Below are 17,845 nucleotides of genomic sequence, written 5' to 3' on the forward strand. Positions count from 1 at the left end.
GTGTGGTCGGGGCGCTGGGAGGCCACGGCCGGTCGGTGGCGAGATCCCGCCTGGCAACGGTGTCGAAGGACGACCCCGGGCCCGCCAGGCGGGCGGGGCCGGGCGGCTCAGGACGCGGCCGTGGGGACCGCCGAGTCGATCGGGGCGTCGCCGGAGACGAGTTCGAGGGTGAGGCCGACCGTTGACGGGGTGTCGAGGAGGGCGACGAGGACCGCGGCCACGTCGTCGCGGGGACGGCGCCGCGGCCGGTGGAGGGGGCCAGGTGGACGCGGCCCGTGCCGGGGTCGTCGGTGAGGCGGCCCGGGCGCAGGATCGTCCAGTCGAGGTCGCCGCGCGCTCGTACCGCGGCGTCCGCCTCGCCCTTGGCCCGCTGGTACGCGGCGAAGACGGGGTCGGAGTCCTTGGCCTCCGGGTCCGCGCCCATGGAGGAGACGACGAGGAACCGCCGCACTCCGGCCCGCTCCGCCGCGTCGGCGAGCAGGACGGCGGCGCCCCGGTCGACGGTCTGCTTGCGCTCCGCGCCCGAGCCGGCTCCCGCGCCGGCCGCGAAGACCGCCGCGTCGGCGCCCCGCAGCACCCGCGCCACCTGCTCGACGTCCGCCGACTCCAGGTCCAGCACGACGGGTTCGGCGCCGGCCGCCCGCAGGTCGTCGGCCTGGTCCGGGTTGCGGATGATGCCCACCGCCGTGTCGCCGCGCGCGGCGAGCAGCCGCTCCAGCCGCAGCGCGATCTTTCCGTGCCCGCCCGCGATCACTGTACGCATGGGACGACGCTACGCCTTGCGGGGCGACTGGCGAGGGAGGTCGAGGCCGGCGTCACGCGCCGCGTCGCCTCCGTCGCAGAACTCCCGTACGGCGCTGGTGCGGGAGACGACCCGGCCGCGGTGCACCACCAGCCGGCTGTAGCCCTGGGAGAGCACGGCGGCCAGTCCGTCCCCGCGCACCGCCAGCAGCTCGGCCGGGAAGCCGGCCTCCACCCGTACCTCGGGCAGTCCCAGCAGGGCTCGGGCCCGCCCGCTGACCAGGTCGTACGCGCGGTCCGGCGAGCAGGCGCCGTGTGCGGCCAGCAGGTAGGCGGCCTCCAAGGGGTCCGCGCGGCCCACCGGGTTGGCCTGGTCGGCCAGCGCGCCGCTGCCCGCGGTGACCGTGACGCCCGCCGCCAGCAGTGTCCGCACCGGCGCCACCGCGTACGGCCCGGCCCGGCCGGCGCGTTCCAGGGCGCAGCGGCCCTGCGGCAGCGCGGTCACCGACACCCCGGCGGCGGCGAGCCGTTCGGCGGTCCGCGCCAGGACGTCCGGGGCCAGCGCGGCCAGGCCGTGGCAGGGCCCGAGCGCGACGCCGGGGCGCAGCCCGCCCGCCATGGCGGCCAGCCGGGCCAGCCGGGCGGGGTCGTCGGCCGCGGTGTGCAGGTCGACGGGGAGTCCGAACTCGGCGGCCAGCGCCAGTACCGCCTCCGTGTAGCCGCTGGGGTCCGGGTCCAGGTCCGGGCAGCCGCCCACCGCGGCGGCGCCCATCTTCAGGGCGTCGCGCAGCATGGCCAGCCCGTCGGCGCCGGCCGCCCCGGTGAGCAGGCGGGGCACGGCGACGGTCTGCACGTCGACCAGGCCGCGCAGCGACCGTCGGGCCTGGAGCACCGCCTCCAGGGAGCGCAGCCCGTGGACGTCGCCGACGTGGACGTGGCTGCGCACCGCCGTGGTGCCGTGGCCGAGGTGCAGCAGCGCGGCCTCCACCGCGCGGCGCTGGACGTCGTCGGCGTCGTCGCAGGGCGGGCCGCCGGCGGTCAGCGCGAGGTCGAGATGGGCGTGCGGCTCGGCGGGCGCGGGCAGCAGCAGGTAGCCGCGCAGGTCGATCCGGGCGCCCTCGGCTCCGCGCGCCGGCCCGCCCCCGGGACCTGCCGGGACCGGGGACGAGGTCGGAGACGGGGACAAGGACGGGGACGAGGCCGGGCCGGCGAGGCTGCCGGCGGTGCCGACGGCCTCGATCCGCGGGCCGGACAGCAGGACGTCGACGGTCCGGCCGTCGGCGAGGCCGGCGCCGCACAGCAGCAGGGTGGCGGTCTCCGCGGTGGTGCGGCGGGGGCTGGGACTCTCCGTCATCGCGCTCCTCCGGGCAGTGGGACAGCGGCGGGACAGCAGCGGGCAGCAAGTGGGGCAGCGCTGGGCAACACTGGACAGCGCTGTGGACAACTCGGCGGCACTGTGGACAACTCGCGCAGAGCCGGACGAAAGCGAACGGACGCGAACGGACGGTGGACGACTCGGACGGCAGCGAAGCACCGCCGGAACGGCGGCCGGGCAGCGGCGGAGCGGCGGCGCGCCGCGGCGGCTGGAGCGCGGCAGGGGCGGCCGCCGGGCAGCGGCTGGACAGCGACTGGTCCGGGGCAAGATCGCGTGTTTCGAGCGTAGGGCTCAGGCCCCCGCCGGCCCGGTAGGAGGGCATTAGTCGTACCGGCGGGGGTCGTGGTTCGCACGCGAGTACGGGCGCCGCCCGGGGTACGCGCCCAGGTGTGCGAGAGCGGGGCGGCGGGCGCCGTCGCAAGGGGTGGACGGAGGGCGACCGGTGCGGGCCGGGAGCGGGGCCGGGGGGCGTCGGACCTGCGCCGGGAGGACTCGCGGCGACCGGGGCGAGGGGGGAGTGCGGGGGTCGTCGGGAGGTCCGGCGGCGGTGTCCGCCTGGTCCGATGTGCCCTGGGGGATACGGATTTCACGTATGGCCGCAGACCGTGTAATGTCTTCCTCGCTCGCCCCAATAGCTCAGTCGGTAGAGCGTCTCCATGGTAAGGAGAAGGTCTACGGTTCGATTCCGTATTGGGGCTCTGACGGATCGGTACCCCGCCCTCGTGGCGGGGGCCCGTTCGTCGAAGCGGCGTAGCTCAGTCGGTAGAGCAAGCGGCTCATAATCGCTGTGTCACCGGTTCAAGTCCGGTCGCCGCTACTTTCCGTAGCCGATTGCGGGTTCGGTCCCTCAATCGGCTACTCTTCCTGTGTTCATCACCCCGTTCGTCAAGGAGCACTCACGTGGCCGCCACCGACGTCCGCCCGAAGATCACGCTGGCCTGCGTGGAGTGCAAGGAGCGGAACTACATCACCAAGAAGAACCGGCGCAACGACCCGGACCGTCTTGAGATGAAGAAGCACTGCCCGCGCTGCAACGCGCACACCGCGCACCGCGAGACCCGCTGACGCGGACGGGGCGCACCGCACTGGCGGAGCGCACCGACCCACGGCTCATCGGGCCATGGGTCATCCGCCGCGAAACCCGGAGTTCCGCTGTCCTGCCGACGAGGCCGGGCCGTGGACCCCGGAGGGTCGCGTGAGCAGCCGGTTCTGCCACCGCGCACACACCAGGCCGCAGTTCGACCGCGAGGCCGCCCCCGCAGCAGGGGGCGGCCTCGCGGCGTGTCCGCACCCGCGTCGGCACCCCGCCCCGACCCGTGTCCACGCCCCGCCCGCCAGATGCCTCACCGCGTTCGGCGTGGCGGATACGTCTCGTGTGGCGGATGCGTCTCGCGTGGCGGATACGTCCCGTGCGGTGGGTACGTTGCGCGCGGCGGATGCGTCCCGCGAGGTGGGTACGTTGCGCGCGGCGGGTAGGTTCGGCACGGCGCGGTCGCCTCGCGCGGCGCGCGTCCCGGGTGTGTCTGGTACGTCACACGTGGCGCGTCCGCCGCGCACGGCACGCCGGTTCCGCCCGCCGAATCCGTCACGCGGTGTCATACGACCCAGGTCACGCCGTGTAACGCGCGTCACGCCCCGGCCGCTTTACGGCGTGGCGAGGCGCCTGCCGCGCGAACCGGCGTGCCCGCGTACCGGATCGCCCGCGGCGGGGTTCCCGTGCCCGGCGGCGTCCGATCACCGTTCCACCGTCCGCTTCCGTCCCAGCCCCAGGCTCGGCTTCTCGTTCCGGAGGTATTGATGGCTCTCGACCAGTCCTACGTCGGGCGGAGCTACCCGCCCACCGCCCCCTACGAGGTGGGCCGGGAGAAGATCCGCGAGTTCGCCGAGGCGGTCGGCGACCCCGACCCCGCCTACACCGACCCGGACGCGGCGAAGGCGCTGGGCCACCCCGACGTGGTCGCGCCGCCCACCTTCGTCTTCGCGATCACGTACAAGGCCGCCGGCGTCGTCGTCTCGGACCCCGAACTCGGCCTGGACTACAGCCGGGTCGTGCACGGGGACCAGAAGTTCAGCTACGTCCGGCCGGTGCGGGCGGGCGACCGGCTCACGGTGGTCTCCACCATCGAGTCGATCAAGTCCCTCGCGGGCAACGACATCCTGGACATCCGCGGCGAGGTCAGCGACGAGGCGGGCGAGCTCGTCGTCACCGCGTGGACGAAGCTGGTCGCCCGCGGGGCCGAGGCGGCCGAGGGCCAGGCGGACCGGGCCGCGGACGGCGCGGCCACCGGTGGGCAGAGCGGCGAGCAGAGCAAGGGCGAGGTGGCGTGATGGCGGCGAGGATCACGTACGACGAGGTCGAGGCCGGCACCGAACTGGCCCCCGCCTCCTTCCCGGTGGACCGCGCCACCCTCGTGCAGTACGCAGGCGCCTCCGGCGACTTCAACCCCATTCACTGGAACGAGCGGTTCGCCCGCGAGGTCGGCCTGCCGAACGTGATCGCGCACGGCATGTTCACCATGGCCTCGGCGATCCGCGTCGTCACCGACTGGGCCGGCGACCCGGCTGCCGTGGAGGAGTACGGCGTCCGCTTCACCAAGCCCGTCGTGGTCCCCGACGACGGCGAGGGCGCCGTGATCGAGGTCTCCGCCAAGGTCGCCGCCAAGCTCGACGACAACCGGGTCCGGGTGGACCTCACCGCCACGAGCGCGGGCCAGAAGGTCCTCGGCCGCGCCCAGGCGGTGGTCCGGCTCGCCTGAGCCAGGACCGCGCCCGTCAGGAGCGCCCGATCCGGGATGCCCAGGGCGCCCGCGGGGAGCCCCGGGCATCCCGCGGCTCCCAGCACCACGACGACGCCCCCGTACCGCCCGCCGGTACGGGGGCGTCGTCGCGTCGCCCTGGAGCCCCACCCGCCGGTCGATCCGCCGGTCGATCCGCCGGTCGATCCGCCGGTCCGTCCGCCGCTCGATCCGCCGGGGCGCGGGTACTTGACGCCATAAGTGATTAGCCACTAACTTTGTCGCATGGTCAGGATGAGCGCGGAAGAACGCCGTACCGCCGTCGTCAGCGCGGCAGTGAGCGAGTTCGCCCAGGGGGGGTACCACGGGACCTCCACGCAGGCCATCGCCCGCCGGGTCGGTGTCTCGCAGCCCTACCTCTTCCGGCTCTTCCCGAATAAGCGCGCCATCTTCACGGCCGCGGCCCTGCTCTGCATCGAGCAGACGTTGGACGTGCTCCTGCGGTCCTCCAAGGACCTCCCCGACGAGGAGCGGCTCGACGCGATGTCGGCGGCGTACCAGAGGCTGCTGCGGGACGACCCGGAGAAGCTGCTGATGCAGATGCAGACCTACGCGGCCGTGGCGGCCGCCGAGGCGGCCGGCGACCACGAGTTCGGCGCGCCCATCCGGGACAGCTGGCAGGAGATGTGGGACCGGGTCCACCTGGAACTCGGGGTGGACATCGAGGGCACGACGACGTTCTTCGCCTACGGGATGCTCATCAACACCCTCGCGTCGATGGGCTTCCCGTCCGGCCACCGCAACTGGAAGGGGTTCTGGGACTCGGCCCGGCCCGCGGACGACATGCAGGACGGCATGCGGGACGACGTGCAGGACGACCAAGGCGGCCAGTCCGGCCAGTCCGACTGAGGCGGGGCCGGTCCGGCCGGTCCGGTCAGTCCGGTCGATCCGACTGAGGCGGGCCAGTTCGGCCCGGCCCTGCTAGGGCGGCCCAGTCCGGTGACGGAGTAGGGGAGTGCCGTCCTCTGTCCGCGAAAGTTAGTGATCAATAACTAATGTGCGCCTCCGAGGATGCGCACCCCACAGCCCACGCCCGGGCGAACCGACAAGGGGAACCAGAGATGACACCGACGACCTCGTCACCTTCGAAGCCCGCGAAGCCCGCGAAGGCGACGGCCGCGGGAACCGGCGGCGGCAGTGGCGGTGGCGGCACCTCCGCCGAGGCGGCGCCGACCCGGACGACGGCCGTGTGGACGCTGGTGGTCACCAGCGTGGCCGGCTTCATGGCGGCGCTCGACAACCTCGTCGTCACCACGGCGCTGCCGTCGATCCGCAGGAGCCTCGGCGGCTCCATGTCGGACCTGGAGTGGACGGTCAACGCCTACACGCTCACCTTCGCCGTGCTGCTGATGTTCGGCGCGGCCCTCGGCGACCGCTTCGGACGGCGCAGGCTCTTCCTCGGCGGCCTGGCGCTCTTCACCGCCGCCTCGGCCGCCGCCGCGATGGCGCCCGGGATGGGCGAGCTGATCGCCGCGCGGGCGGCGCAGGGGGTGGGCGGCGCGGTGATGCTGCCGCTCACCCTGACGCTGCTCACGGCGGCGGTGCCCGCCGAGCGGCGGGCCCTGGCGTTCGGGATCTGGGGCGCGATCCAGGGGACGGCCATCGCCTGCGGCCCCCTGATCGGCGGCACCCTGACCCAGCACGTGTCGTGGCACTGGATCTTCTGGCTCAACGTGCCCGTCGGCCTGGTGCTGCTGCCGCTGGCCCGGCTGCGGCTGCGCGAGTCGTACGCGTCGGGCGCGCGGCTGGACGCGGTGGGCACCGGGCTCGTCTCGCTCGGGCTGTTCGGCATGGTCTTCGCGCTGGTCAGCGCCAACAGCCACGGCTGGGGCAGCGGACGGGTGCTGGCCGGGCTGATCGTCGGCGCGGTGCTGATGGCCTGCTTCGTCCTGCACGGCTCCGTCTCGCCCCGGGCGATGCTGCCGATGCGGATGTTCGGCAACCGCGGCTTCACCGTGGTCAACGCCTCCGCCCTGCTGATGTCCGTCGGGATGTTCGGCTCGGTCTTCCTGCTCAGCCAGTTCCTGCAGAGCGTGCTCGGGTACGGGCCGCAGGAGGCGGGGCTGCGGATGCTGCCGTGGACCGGGATGCCCATGCTGGTCTCGCCGCTGACCGGGCTGCTCTGCCGGTGGATCGGCTCGCGCCGGGTGGTCGCCGCCGGACTGTTCCTCCAGGCGGTCGGACTGGGCTGGTTCGCGTCGGTGGTCTCGGCGGACCTGACGTTCACCACCATGCTGCCGGCGCTGATGCTGTGCGGGACGGGGATGGCGCTGTTCTTCGCGCCGGTGGCCGGACTGCTGATGGACTCCGTCACCCCGGCGGAGCAGGGCATCGCCTCGGGAACGAGCAACGCGCTGCGCGAGGTCGGCGGCACGCTGGGCGTCGCCCTTCTGGGAACGGTGTTCTCCTCCAACGGCGGCTACGGTTCGCCCGCCGCGTGGGTGGACGGACTCCGGCCCGCGCTGTGGGTGGGCGGCCTGCTGCTCGCCGTGGCCACCCTGGCGATGCTCCTCTACCCGCGGATCGCCCGTCCGGCGGACCCCGCCGCGGAGCCGGCCGAAGCCGAGGCGTGACGACCGCCGGAGCCCGGACACCCCGCCCCGGGCGGGCCTGCGCCCACCGGAGACGGCCCACCGGAGGCGGCTCGCCGGGGCGGGGTGCGGAGGCGGCGGGCCGGGTGGCGTGTGGGGGCCGCGTTCCGCCCACCCCGTACGCTGAGCAGGTGGACGTGACGGAGAACGCGGAGCTGGCCGGCCTGACGACCTTCCGGCTCGGAGGTCCGGCCCGGCGGCTGGTGACCGCCGAGACCGACGAGGACGTGGTGGCCGCCGTGGCCGAGGCGGACGGGCGCGGCGAGCCGGTGCTCGTGATCGGGGGCGGCAGCAACCTGGTGATCGCCGACTCCGGCTTCGCCGGCACCGCCGTCCGCGTCGCCACCCGGGGGGTGCGGCTGTCGGACACCTCGCTGGAGCTGGCGGCGGGCGAGCCCTGGGCGGCGGCCGTGGACGTGACCGTGGCGGCCGGGCTGGCCGGCGTCGAGTGCCTGGCCGGCATCCCCGGTTCGGCCGGCGCCACGCCGATCCAGAACGTCGGCGCCTACGGCCAGGAGGTCGCGGGCACGGTCGCGGAGGTGGTGGCGTACGACCGCCAGGCCCGCAAGACCGTCACCCTGCCCAGCTCCGAGTGCGACTTCGCCTACCGCGACAGCCGGTTCAAGCGGGACCCGTCCCGGTTCGTGGTGCTGCGGGTCCGCTTCGAGCTGGAGGACGCCGGCGGGCTGTCGGCGCCGCTGAAGTACGAGGAGACCGCCCGCGCGCTCGGTGTCGAGGCCGGCGACCGGGTACCCGTCGAGCGGGCCCGGGACACGGTACTGGCGCTGCGCCGGGGCAAGGGCATGGTGCTCGACCCGGACGACCACGACACCTGGTCGGCCGGCTCCTTCTTCACCAACCCCGTGCTCACCCCGGCCGAGCACGCCGCCTTCGTCCAGCGGGTGCGCGAGCGGCTCGGTCCGGACGCCGTCGCGCCCGCGTTCCCGGCCGGCCCGGAGGACGTGAAGACCTCCGCGGCCTGGCTGATCGACCGCGCCGGCTTCACCAAGGGCTTCGGCACCGGTGCCGCGCGCATCTCCACCAAGCACACCCTGGCCCTCACCAACCGGGGCGGCGCCACCACGGAGGACCTGCTGGCGCTGGCCCGCGAGGTCCGCGACGGGGTGCGCGAGGCGTTCGGCGTCACCCTCGTCAACGAGCCGATCCTCGTCGGCGCGGCGCTCTGACCTGACCGAACGGCCGGCGGCCCGCGAGGCGGTCTGAGGGGCCTACGGCGACGGTCCGAGCGGCGTGATCCCCCCGGGACCGGCCCGATCCCCCGGGACCGGCGCGTTACGCCGTACGGGCGGCCAGCCAGGCGTCCACGTCCGCGAGGAGGCGGGCGAGGGTCTCCGGCGGGGCGCAGGAGGCACGCAGGGACTGCCGGGCCAGCTCGGCCAGCTCGGCGTCGGCGAAATGGTGGACGTCGCGGGCGATCTGGTACTGCGCGGCCAGCCGGGAGCCGAACAGCAGCGGGTCGTCGGCGCCCAGCGCCATCGGGACGCCGGCCTCCCACAGGGCGCGCAGCGGCACGTCCTCCGGCTTCTCGTAGACGCCCAGCGCCACGTTCGAGGAGGGGCAGACCTCGCAGGTGACCCCGGAGTCGGCGAGCCGGCGCAGCAGCCGTGGGTCCTCCACCGCGCGCACCCCGTGGCCGATCCGCTGGGCGTGGAGGTCGTCCAGGCAGTCCCGCACGCTCGGCGGGCCGGTCAGCTCGCCGCCGTGCGGGACCGCCAGCAGCCCGCCCTCCCGGGCGATGGCGAAGGCCCGGTCGAAGTCCCGCGCCAGGCCGCGCCGCTCGTCGTTGGACAGCCCGAAGCCGATCACCCCCTGGTCGGCGTAGCGCACGGCGAGGCGGGCCAGCGTCCGGGCGTCCAGCGGGTGCTTCATCCGGTTGGCGGCCACGATGACGCCCATGCCGACCCCGGTGTCCCGCGACGCGGTGCGCACCGCGTCCAGGATGATCTCCATGGCGGGGATCAGCCCGCCGAGCCGGGGCGCGTACGAGGTGGGGTCCACCTGGATCTCCAGCCAGCGGGAGCCGTCCTCGGCGTCCATCTCCGCGGCCTCCCGGACCAGCCGGTGGATGTCCTCGGGGGTGCGCAGGCAGGACCGGGCGATGTCGTAGAGCCGCTGGAAGCGGAACCAGCCGCGCTCGTCGGTGGCACGCAGTTGCGGGGGTTCCCCGGAGGTCAGCGCCTCGGGCAGGTGGACGCCGTGCCGGTCGGCCAGCTCCAGCAGGGTGGAGGGCCGCATCGAGCCGGTGAAGTGCAGATGCAGATGTGCTTTGGGCAGCTCGCGGATCTCGCGCGCCGCATGTACCTCGCGTGCCATCCCCAGATCCTGCTACATCCGGGACCCCGCCCGGTACCGGTGCGCGGCGGACACCACCGATCGGGGGGCTTGCCCGAAAACGCGAACGGGCGGACCGGAGGGACCCCGCCCGCCTCACACGCGGCGGGCGGCCGACCCCCGCCATCCGGGGACCGGCCGCCCGTGTGCCGTGCGGCTGCTGGCCGAGCGGCCTGGGAGCAGGGGTCAGTCGCGGGCCTCGCCGAGCAGCTTCTGGACCCGGGAGATGCCCTCGACCAGGTCGTCGTCGCCGAGCGCGTAGCTCAGCCGCAGGTACCCGGGTGTGCCGAACGCCTCACCCGGCACCACGGCGACCTCGACCTCGTCCAGGATCAGCGAGGCCAGCTCCGCCGAGCTCTGCGGGCGCTTGCCGCGGATCTCCTTGCCCAGCAGCGCCTTCACCGACGGGTAGGCGTAGAACGCGCCCTCGGGGACCGGGCAGACCACGCCGGGGATCTCGTTGAGCATCCGCACCATGGTCTGGCGGCGCCGGTCGAAGGCGGTGCGCATGTCGGCCACCGCCGACAGGTCGCCCCGCACCGCGGCCAGCGCGGCGACCTGCGCGACGTTGCTGACGTTGGAGGTGGCGTGCGACTGGAGGTTCGTCGCGGCCTTGACCACGTCCTTCGGGGCGATGACCCACCCGACCCGCCAGCCGGTCATGGCGTACGTCTTGGCCACGCCGTTGACGACGACGCAGCGGTCCCGCAGCTCCGGCAGGATCGCCGGCAGCGAGGTGAAGACGGTGTCGCCGTAGACCAGGTGCTCGTAGATCTCGTCGGTGAGCACCCACAGGCCGTGCTCGACCGCCCAGCGGCCGATCGCCTCGGTCTCCGCCGCGCTGTACACCGCGCCCGTGGGGTTGGACGGGGACACGAACAGCAGCACCTTGGTCCGCTCGGTGCGGGCCGCCTCCAGCTGCTCGACGGAGACCCGGTAGCCGGTCGTCTCGTCGGCCACTACCTCGACCGGGACGCCGCCGGCCAGCCGGATCGACTCCGGGTAGGTGGTCCAGTACGGGGCGGGCACGATGACCTCGTCGCCCGGGTCGAGGATCGCCGCGAACGCCTCGTAGATCGCCTGCTTGCCGCCGTTGGTCACCAGCACCTGCGAGGCGTCCACCTCGTAGCCGGAGTCGCGGAGCGTCTTGGCGGCGATGGCGGCCTTCAGCTCGGGCAGGCCGCCGGCGGGGGTGTAGCGGTGGTACTTCGGGTCGCGGCAGGCTTCCACGGCGGCCTCGACGATGTAGTCGGGCGTGGGGAAGTCCGGCTCGCCGGCGCCGAAGCCGATCACCGGGCGCCCGGCGGCCTTGAGGGCCTTCGCCTTGGCGTCGACGGCGAGGGTGGCGGACTCGGAGATCGACCCGATACGGACCGAAACCCGCCGCTCGGACGGGGCCTGAGGAGTAGGTGCGTCGGAGGGAGTGGCTGCGCTCATACACGCATCGTCCCAGACCCCGGCGCGCCGGAGCACCCGAGTTCCCCGCTCCCACCCGAGCCGCCGACGGGCCGCTCGCCGGGCCCGCCACCTGCCCGTCTCCTGCCGCCTCCTGTCCGCTCCTGTTCCCCCTCCTCTCCGTCTCCTGCTCCACCCGCCGGAGGTGCCACGGTCCGGGCCTCCGTGCCTCATCCGGCCCGGTTGCGGCCCCGCTCCGGCCCGGTCCTGGCCCGCGTCCGGCCTGCTTCCGGCCCGCGTCCGGGCAGATTCCGGTCCCCTTCCGGGCGGATTCCCACCGATCTGGGGCCCGCTTCCTGGCACGTCGGGGCGGAAGACGTTCGACGGACCGCCGCTGAGCACGTACACTCAACCGTCGATGGCCCTCCCGGCGGACACGTGCGGTACGTTGGGGGCGTCACCAAAGGGTCGTAGCTCAATTGGTAGAGCACTGGTCTCCAAAACCAGTGGTTGGGGGTTCAAGTCCCTCCGGCCCTGCTGAACACGTCCGACCGTGGGCGTGGGCAGGTAGATGGAAGCACTCGCCGTACCGCGCGACGGGCGCGGCTCGGCCACGACCCGGAGTCAGGTGAGGACGAGTGACTGAGATCACGGACTCCAACGAGGTCTTGGGTCCTGAAGCAGAGCAGGACGGGAACGAGGCCGAGAAGAAGGCCCGCCGCGGTGGCAAGCGCGGCAAGAAGGGTCCCCTCGGTCGCCTCGCGCTCTTCTACCGCCAGATCGTCGCCGAACTGCGCAAGGTCGTCTGGCCGAGCCGCAACGACCTGATGACGTACACCAGTGTGGTGATTGTCTTCGTTGTCGTCGTCATCGCGTTCGTCAGCGTGGTTGACTGGGGTTTCGAGAAGCTCGTCTCGTACGTTTTCGGATGATGACGACCACTCGTTGATCCTGCGGCCGGCGCCGTGCTGACGGCGCCTGTCGTACGTCCCACCCTTTGAAGTCAGGAAGAAGCAGTCACCGTGTCTGACCCCAACGTGTACGCCGCCGACGACGACTCCGTCGAGGGTGACGACGCAGCGCGCGACATCGTCGAGGCGGCCGACGGCGACACCGACCAGGCCGAGGCTGCCGATTCGGCCGCCGGCGAGTCCGCCGAGCAGGACGCCGTGCACGCTGAGGACGACGCCGAGGACGCTGCGGACTCCGAAGAGGCGGACGACGCCGAGGAGGACGACGAGTCCGACGAGGTCGAGGACGAGGACGCCGAGGAGTCCGAAGCCGCCGAGGACGCCGAGGCTGAGGACGAGGCCGAGCCGGTCGACGCGGTGGCCGCGTTCCGCGAGGAGCTGCGCACCCTGCCGGGCGAGTGGTACGTGATCCACACCTACGCCGGGTACGAGAACCGCGTGAAGGCCAACCTGGAGCAGCGCGCCGTCTCCTTGAACGTCGAGGAGTACATCTACCAGGCCGAGGTTCCGCAGGAAGAAGTCGTTCAGATCAAGAACGGCGACCGCAAGACCATCCGCCAGAACAAGCTTCCCGGCTACGTCCTGGTGCGCATGGACCTCACCAACGAGTCGTGGGGCGTCGTCCGCAACACCCCCGGCGTCACCGGCTTCGTCGGCAACGCCTACGACCCGTACCCGCTGACGCTGGACGAGATCGTCAAGATGCTCGCCCCCGAGGTGGAGGCCGCGGCTGAGGCCGCCGCCATCGCCGAGGGCACCGCGCAGCCCCGCCGGGTGGAGGTCCAGGTCCTGGACTTCGAGGTGGGCGACTCGGTCACCGTCACCGACGGTCCGTTCGCGACCCTCCAGGCCACGATCAACGAGATCAACGCCGACTCGAAGAAGGTCAAGGGCCTCGTCGAGATCTTCGGCCGCGAGACCCCGGTCGAGCTGAGCTTCGACCAGATCCAGAAGAACTAGTTCTCGATCTTCGGCAGCGATTTTCGACAACGATCTTCGACAGAGCCCCTGGCCGGCGGGAAACCGCTGGTCAGGGGCTCTGTCGCTGATGCGGGAACGCTGCGGGTCAGCGATCCAGGACGGCCGCGACGATCCGCAGGAGCCGCTCGCCCACGCGCTCGACACTTCCGTTCTGCGCGCTCACCTGGGCCCCTTCGAGGACGAAGGTGATCTCCGCGGCCGCCTCGTCCGGGTCGGGCAGGCCGGCCCTGGCGCACAGCTCGGCGAGCCGGCGCGCCTGATCGGCCTTGTGGGTCTCGACCACCACGCGCGCCGGGTGGCCGCGGTCGGGCAGTTCCGCTATGGAGTTGAGCCGGCCAGCTGGAGCAGGCCGCGCCCTGGTCCCACCGCACCCCCACCGTGTGGGCGGGCAACCAGGACTGACGGCCCGTGGGAAGCTGTCGGCCTGGTCCTGGCGGACGGCGAAGGTCCCGTCCGTCGGGACGGGACCTTCGGGGGAGCGGTCCCGGGGCGCGGGGAGCGCGGCGGGAGGGGTCAGGCGTCGGCGTTGAGGACGGGGTAGTAGCCGTCCGCGTGGCCGGTCGCCGTCGGGTGGTAGGACTCCCAGGTGGGCGAGACGACGAGGGAGTGGAGCCAGTCGTCGCCCGAGCACAGCTCGTGGCCCTTGAAGGTGGTCCGGACGTCGCCGAAGGTGAAGCCGTGCGCGGCGGCGCGGCCCGAGATGGTCGTGTCGAGCAGGTCGGCGGCCTCGTCGATCTTCTGGTGCTTGGTACTGCTGAGGCCGACGCAGAAGACGCCCAGCTTGTACATGTCGGGGTAGCCGAGCACCACGACGTGCGCGTTCGGGGCCTTGGCGTGGATGGCGTCGTAGACCGTGTCGAGCCGGCCGGGCAGGGTGTTGCGGATGTAGTCCTCCGCGGTGTTGATCCGGGAGACGCATCCGCTGTCGGTGCTGGTCACGCAGGTCGTCATGGCGTCGGCGAAGCCCGCGTCGTTGCCGCCGACGGTGATCGACACCAGCGTGGTGGAGGAGGTCACGGACGCCAGCTGGCTGTTGGTGACGTCCGTGGTCACGGCGCCCGAACAGGCGGCGAAGGTGAACGAGGACGGGGAGTGGGCCTGGGCCCACAGCTCCGGGTAGGCGGCGGTGCTCTGGTGGCAGTCACCGCTGGAACTGATGTAGCTGCCCGCGCCGTTGCCGGCGGAGTAGGAGTCGCCGAGCGCCACGTACGAAACTCCGGCGGCGTTCGCGGGGCTCGACAGCACCAGAGCAGCCACCAGGGAGGACGTGGCGGCGGCAAGGGCTGTCAGGGGCCTGCTGAGTCTCACGGGACCTCCAATGGGGGGATCGCTGCGAGACTTTGGTACCGCGCGGTAACCGTGATTGGGAAGTGTCCATGCCAAAGATTCTTCCCGCGTAGACCCCGCGTCCGCCTGGGTGTCGGCTGCGATACGGGCGACGTCGCAGGCCGCCGCGGGGGAGCGCGTCCCGCCCCGCGCGCCCCTTCCGCACCTCAGGACATCCGCGCCCCTCCGACGGGCGACGCACGTTCGGGTGATTCGGGGCGGAGGGGCGCGGACGCGGAGGGGGAGCGCGGGTGACGGGTCAGAGGGCCGCGGGGGTCAACGGGCCTCGGCGACGACGCCGGTGCCGGTCGGCAGCCAGTCCGGGCGCCGGGACTCGTGGGCGGCGATCAGGTCGTCCAACTGGAGTGTCAGGTCGATCTGGTCGAAGCCGTTGACCAGCCGGTGGTGGGCGGCGTCGTCCAGGAAGAACGGGGCGTCGGCGACACCGGCGGCCGGGCAGTGGATCACCCGGGCGACGACGTCGACGGTGATCTCGGCGGTCGGGTCCGCGGTGGTGGCGTCCAGCAGGGCGCGGACCGTGCCGGGGTCGGCCCAGGCCGGGACCAGGCCCGTGTTGGGCAGGTTGTTGCGGAAGATGTCCGCGAAGCCGGGCGTGACGACCACCTTGAAGCCGTAGTCGCGCAGCGCCCAGGGCGCGTGCTCGCGGGACGAGCCGCAGCCGAAGTTGGGGCCGCTGACCAGGATCGTGGCGTCCTTGCGCTCGGGTTGGTTGAGCACGAACTCCGGGTCGCGGCGCCACTTCTGGAACAGGCCGTCCTCGAAGCCGGTCCGTTCGGTCTTCTTCATCCAGACGGCCGGGATGAGCTGGTCGGTGTCGACGTCGGAGCGGTCCAGTGGGACGGCGGTGCCGGTGACGCGGGTGACGGGGTCCATCGGGTTCTCCAAAGTGCGGGTGGCGGGGGCGGGCATCGGCGGGCGGTCGCCCGGCCGGCGGGTCAGACCAGGTCGGCCGCGGCGGCCAGGTGGCCGGCGACAGCGGTGGCGGCGGCCGACTCGGGGGAGACCAGGTGGGTGCGGGCGCCCGGGCCCTGCCGTCCCTCGAAGTTGCGGTTGGAGGTGGAGGCGCTGCGGGTGCCGGGGGCGACGACGTCGCCGTTCATCCCGACGCACATCGAGCAGCCGGGGGAGCGCCACTCGAAGCCGGCGTCGGTGAAGACCCGGTCCAGGCCCTCCTGTTCGGCCTCGTGCTTGATCCGGGCCGAGCCGGGGACGGCCAGGGCGCGCACCCCGGAGCTGACCTTGCGGCCGCGCAGCACCCGGGCGGCGGCACGCAGGTCCTCCAGCCGGCCGTTGGTGCAGGAGCCGATGAACACCGTCTCGACGGGGATGTCGCGCATGGCGGTGCCGGGGGTCAGGTCCATGTACTCCAGGGCCTTCTCCGCGGCCAGCCGCTCGTCGGGGTCGGCGAACCGCGCGGGGTCGGGGACCCGGTCGTCGATGCCGGCCGTCTGCCCGGGGTTGGTGCCCCAACTGGCCTGCGGGCCGATCAGCGAACCGTCGAGGCGCACCTCGCGGTCGAAGACCGCGCCCTCGTCGGTGCGCAGGGTGCGCCAGTCCTCCAGCGCCCGCTCCCACTGCGCGCCCTTCGGCGCGCGGTCGCGTCCCTCCAGGTAGGCGAAGGTGGTCTCGTCGGGGGCGACCAGGCCGGACCGGGCGCCGGCCTCGATGGCCATGTTGCAGACCGTCATGCGTCCGGCCATGGACAGCGAGCGGACGGCCTCGCCGCGGAACTCGATCAGGGTGCCGGTGCCGCCGTTGGTGCCGATCCGGGCGATGACCGCCAGCACCAGGTCCTTCGCGGTGACGCCGGGGCGCAGGGCGCCGTCCACGGTGACGGCCATGGTGCCGGGGCGGGCCATGCGCAGGGTCTGGGTGGCCAGGACGTGCTCGACCTGGCTGGTGCCGATGCCGAAGGCCACCGCGCCGAACGCGCCGTGGGTGGCGGTGTGGCTGTCGCCGCAGACGATGGTCATACCGGGCTGGGTCAGGCCCATCTGCGGGCCGATGACGTGCACGATGCCCTGGCCGGGGGTGTTCATCGGGTGCAGCTCGACGCCGAACTCGCGGCAGTTGTCGATCTGCAGCCGCAGCTGCCGGGCGCCGATCTGGTCGGCCAGCGGCAGGTGCGTGCCGGTCGTGGGGACGTCGTGGTCGGCGGTGGCGACGCAGAGGTCGGGGCGGCGGACCCCGCGGCCGGCCGCACGCAGGCCCTCGAACGCCTGCGGCGAGGTGACTTCGTGGAGCAGGTGCAGATCGACGTACAGCAGGTCCGCCTCGCCGCCGTCGATGACGTGACGGTCCCAGATCTTGTCGACCAGGGTGGTGGCAGCCACGGGGCCCCCTTTTTTCGTCTCGCTATATGAGACATTCTGTCTCGAAGCTTGGATGCGCCGTAAGTTAACACAGTCAGATCGGCGGTGCGAAGGGGGAGTTCGGTGCCATGGCTGCCACCGGAATCGAGCGGATCGTGGCTGTGGTGGACGCCGTGGCGGCCGGTGCCGTACGGCTCGACGACGTGCGCTCCGCCACCGGAATCCCCTACTCGTCCGCGCACCGGATCGTCGGCAGGCTCGTCGCGCAGGGCGTGCTGCACCGGGGTGCGGACGGCTCCCTGGCCGTCGGCCTGCGGGTACGCGCCTGGGGCGCCGTGCCGTCGTCGGCCCCGGACGCGCACGCCAACCAGCGGGCGCTGCACGAGATCCGCGACCTCACAGGGGAGAGCGTCCAGCTCTACCGGCGGCTGGACGGCCACTGCGTGTGCGTCGCCTCGGCGGAGTCCCGGCACGGCCTACGCGACACCGTGCTCGCCGGAACCGCCTTCCCGCTGACCGCGACCGCCGCCGGCAAGGTGCTGCTCGCCTGGTCGCCGCCGGCCTCCGACCTCCAGGGCGCGGACGAGCGGCAGTTGCGCGCCATCCGCGCCGACGGCTGGTGCGTCAGCCCGCAGGAGGGCGAACCCGGCGTGCTCGGCGTCGCCGTTCCCGTCCCGGGTCCCGGCCGCGCCGCCGTTCCCGGTCCCGGCGCCGTTCCCGGTCCCGTCCCCGGCCCCGCCGCCGTTCCGGTCGCCGACCCGGTCGCCGGAAGCGCCTGGTCGGCCACCGCGGCGCTGGCGGTCAGCGGCCCCGCCACCCGGCTCCGTCCGCACCTCGCCCGCATCCGCTCCACCCTGCTCGACAATGCCGACCGCTTCTGAGGCCGGCGGCCTGCTCACCGCTCGGCCGAGCCCCCCGCGGCGACGGCGGAGCCTCCGGACTACCCAAGTCGTCTCGACCGCACCGGAGTTCGCCACTTCCGCCC

Annotated in this window: 15 protein-coding genes, 3 tRNA genes and 2 pseudogenes; 12 read left to right on the forward strand and 8 right to left on the reverse strand. The window is 73.3% G+C overall.

The genetic code is table 11. The annotated features are described in order from the left end of the window. Positions 1-107: 107 nt before the first annotated feature. Positions 108-763 (reverse strand): annotated as a pseudogene (locus BS72_RS19760) (SDR family oxidoreductase). Positions 764-772: 9 nt separating this feature from the next. Further along, positions 773-2,095, reverse strand: a complete 1,323-nt coding sequence (locus tag BS72_RS19765) for an amidohydrolase family protein (RefSeq protein ID WP_037912287.1) — start codon at positions 2,093-2,095, stop codon at positions 773-775. Between the two features lie 646 nt (positions 2,096-2,741). Here BS72_RS19765 and BS72_RS19770 point away from each other — a divergent pair. The 8 genes from BS72_RS19770 (at position 2,742) to BS72_RS19805 (ending at position 8,689) form a co-directional block, all read left to right on the forward strand. Next, positions 2,742-2,814, forward strand: a tRNA-Thr gene (locus tag BS72_RS19770). Between the two features lie 46 nt (positions 2,815-2,860). After that, positions 2,861-2,933 (forward strand) — tRNA-Met (locus BS72_RS19775). 83 nt (positions 2,934-3,016) lie between these two features. After that, the gene (gene rpmG, locus BS72_RS19780) at positions 3,017-3,181 is read left to right on the forward strand and encodes a 50S ribosomal protein L33 (protein WP_004571794.1); all 165 of its coding nucleotides are present in this window, start codon (positions 3,017-3,019) and stop codon (positions 3,179-3,181) included. Between the two features lie 732 nt (positions 3,182-3,913). Further along, positions 3,914-4,444, forward strand: coding sequence for a MaoC family dehydratase N-terminal domain-containing protein (locus BS72_RS19785; RefSeq protein ID WP_051951292.1), 531 nt, complete (start codon positions 3,914-3,916; stop codon positions 4,442-4,444). After that, the gene (locus BS72_RS19790) at positions 4,444-4,872 is read left to right on the forward strand and encodes a MaoC family dehydratase (protein ID WP_037912290.1); all 429 of its coding nucleotides are present in this window, start codon (positions 4,444-4,446) and stop codon (positions 4,870-4,872) included. The genes BS72_RS19785 and BS72_RS19790 overlap by 1 nt, the downstream gene beginning before the upstream one ends. 264 nt (positions 4,873-5,136) lie before the next feature. Further along, entirely contained in the window at positions 5,137-5,760 is a 624-nt protein-coding gene (locus BS72_RS19795) for a TetR/AcrR family transcriptional regulator (protein WP_078901490.1), read from the forward strand. 212 nt (positions 5,761-5,972) lie between these two features. Further along, complete coding sequence (locus BS72_RS19800) at positions 5,973-7,484, forward strand: DHA2 family efflux MFS transporter permease subunit (RefSeq protein ID WP_078901491.1); 1,512 nt, start codon at positions 5,973-5,975, stop codon at positions 7,482-7,484. Between the two features lie 149 nt (positions 7,485-7,633). Next, entirely contained in the window at positions 7,634-8,689 is a 1,056-nt protein-coding gene (locus tag BS72_RS19805) for a UDP-N-acetylmuramate dehydrogenase (protein WP_037912292.1), read from the forward strand. Between the two features lie 106 nt (positions 8,690-8,795). Here the strand turns inward: BS72_RS19805 and BS72_RS19810 are convergent, their stop codons facing one another. Next, positions 8,796-9,836 (reverse strand): adenosine deaminase, encoded by a 1,041-nt coding sequence (locus tag BS72_RS19810; RefSeq protein WP_037912293.1) that lies wholly within the window; start codon positions 9,834-9,836, stop codon positions 8,796-8,798. A gap of 204 nt (positions 9,837-10,040) precedes the next feature. After that, complete coding sequence (locus tag BS72_RS19815) at positions 10,041-11,291, reverse strand: pyridoxal phosphate-dependent aminotransferase (RefSeq protein ID WP_037912294.1); 1,251 nt, start codon at positions 11,289-11,291, stop codon at positions 10,041-10,043. A gap of 422 nt (positions 11,292-11,713) precedes the next feature. On the opposite strand from BS72_RS19815, the gene BS72_RS19820 reads away from it, so the two are divergent. The 3 genes from BS72_RS19820 (at position 11,714) to nusG (ending at position 13,180) form a co-directional block, all read left to right on the forward strand. Beyond that, positions 11,714-11,786 (forward strand) — tRNA-Trp (locus tag BS72_RS19820). Between the two features lie 110 nt (positions 11,787-11,896). Then, positions 11,897-12,181, forward strand: coding sequence for a preprotein translocase subunit SecE (secE, locus tag BS72_RS19825; RefSeq protein ID WP_037916782.1), 285 nt, complete (start codon positions 11,897-11,899; stop codon positions 12,179-12,181). A gap of 90 nt (positions 12,182-12,271) precedes the next feature. Then, positions 12,272-13,180, forward strand: a complete 909-nt coding sequence (gene nusG, locus BS72_RS19830) for a transcription termination/antitermination protein NusG (protein ID WP_037912296.1) — start codon at positions 12,272-12,274, stop codon at positions 13,178-13,180. A gap of 106 nt (positions 13,181-13,286) precedes the next feature. Here the strand turns inward: nusG and BS72_RS19835 are convergent. From BS72_RS19835 to leuC, 4 genes and pseudogenes are all read right to left on the reverse strand, one after another. Then, positions 13,287-13,532 (reverse strand): annotated as a pseudogene (locus tag BS72_RS19835) (TetR family transcriptional regulator); the annotation flags it as partial. Between the two features lie 182 nt (positions 13,533-13,714). Beyond that, entirely contained in the window at positions 13,715-14,509 is a 795-nt protein-coding gene (locus BS72_RS19840) for an SGNH/GDSL hydrolase family protein (RefSeq protein WP_037912299.1), read from the reverse strand. Positions 14,510-14,803: 294 nt separating this feature from the next. Beyond that, positions 14,804-15,421 (reverse strand): 3-isopropylmalate dehydratase small subunit, encoded by a 618-nt coding sequence (gene leuD / locus BS72_RS19845; protein WP_037912301.1) that lies wholly within the window; start codon positions 15,419-15,421, stop codon positions 14,804-14,806. A gap of 62 nt (positions 15,422-15,483) precedes the next feature. Next, complete coding sequence (gene leuC, locus BS72_RS19850; protein ID WP_037912303.1) at positions 15,484-16,881, reverse strand: 3-isopropylmalate dehydratase large subunit; 1,398 nt, start codon at positions 16,879-16,881, stop codon at positions 15,484-15,486. Between the two features lie 107 nt (positions 16,882-16,988). On the opposite strand from leuC, the gene BS72_RS19855 reads away from it, so the two are divergent. Beyond that, positions 16,989-17,741, forward strand: a complete 753-nt coding sequence (locus BS72_RS19855; RefSeq protein ID WP_051951294.1) for an IclR family transcriptional regulator — start codon at positions 16,989-16,991, stop codon at positions 17,739-17,741. The last annotated feature ends 104 nt before the right edge of the window (positions 17,742-17,845 follow it).

The organism is Actinacidiphila yeochonensis CN732 (assembly GCF_000745345.1).
GTDB lineage: Bacteria > Actinomycetota > Actinomycetes > Streptomycetales > Streptomycetaceae > Actinacidiphila > Actinacidiphila yeochonensis.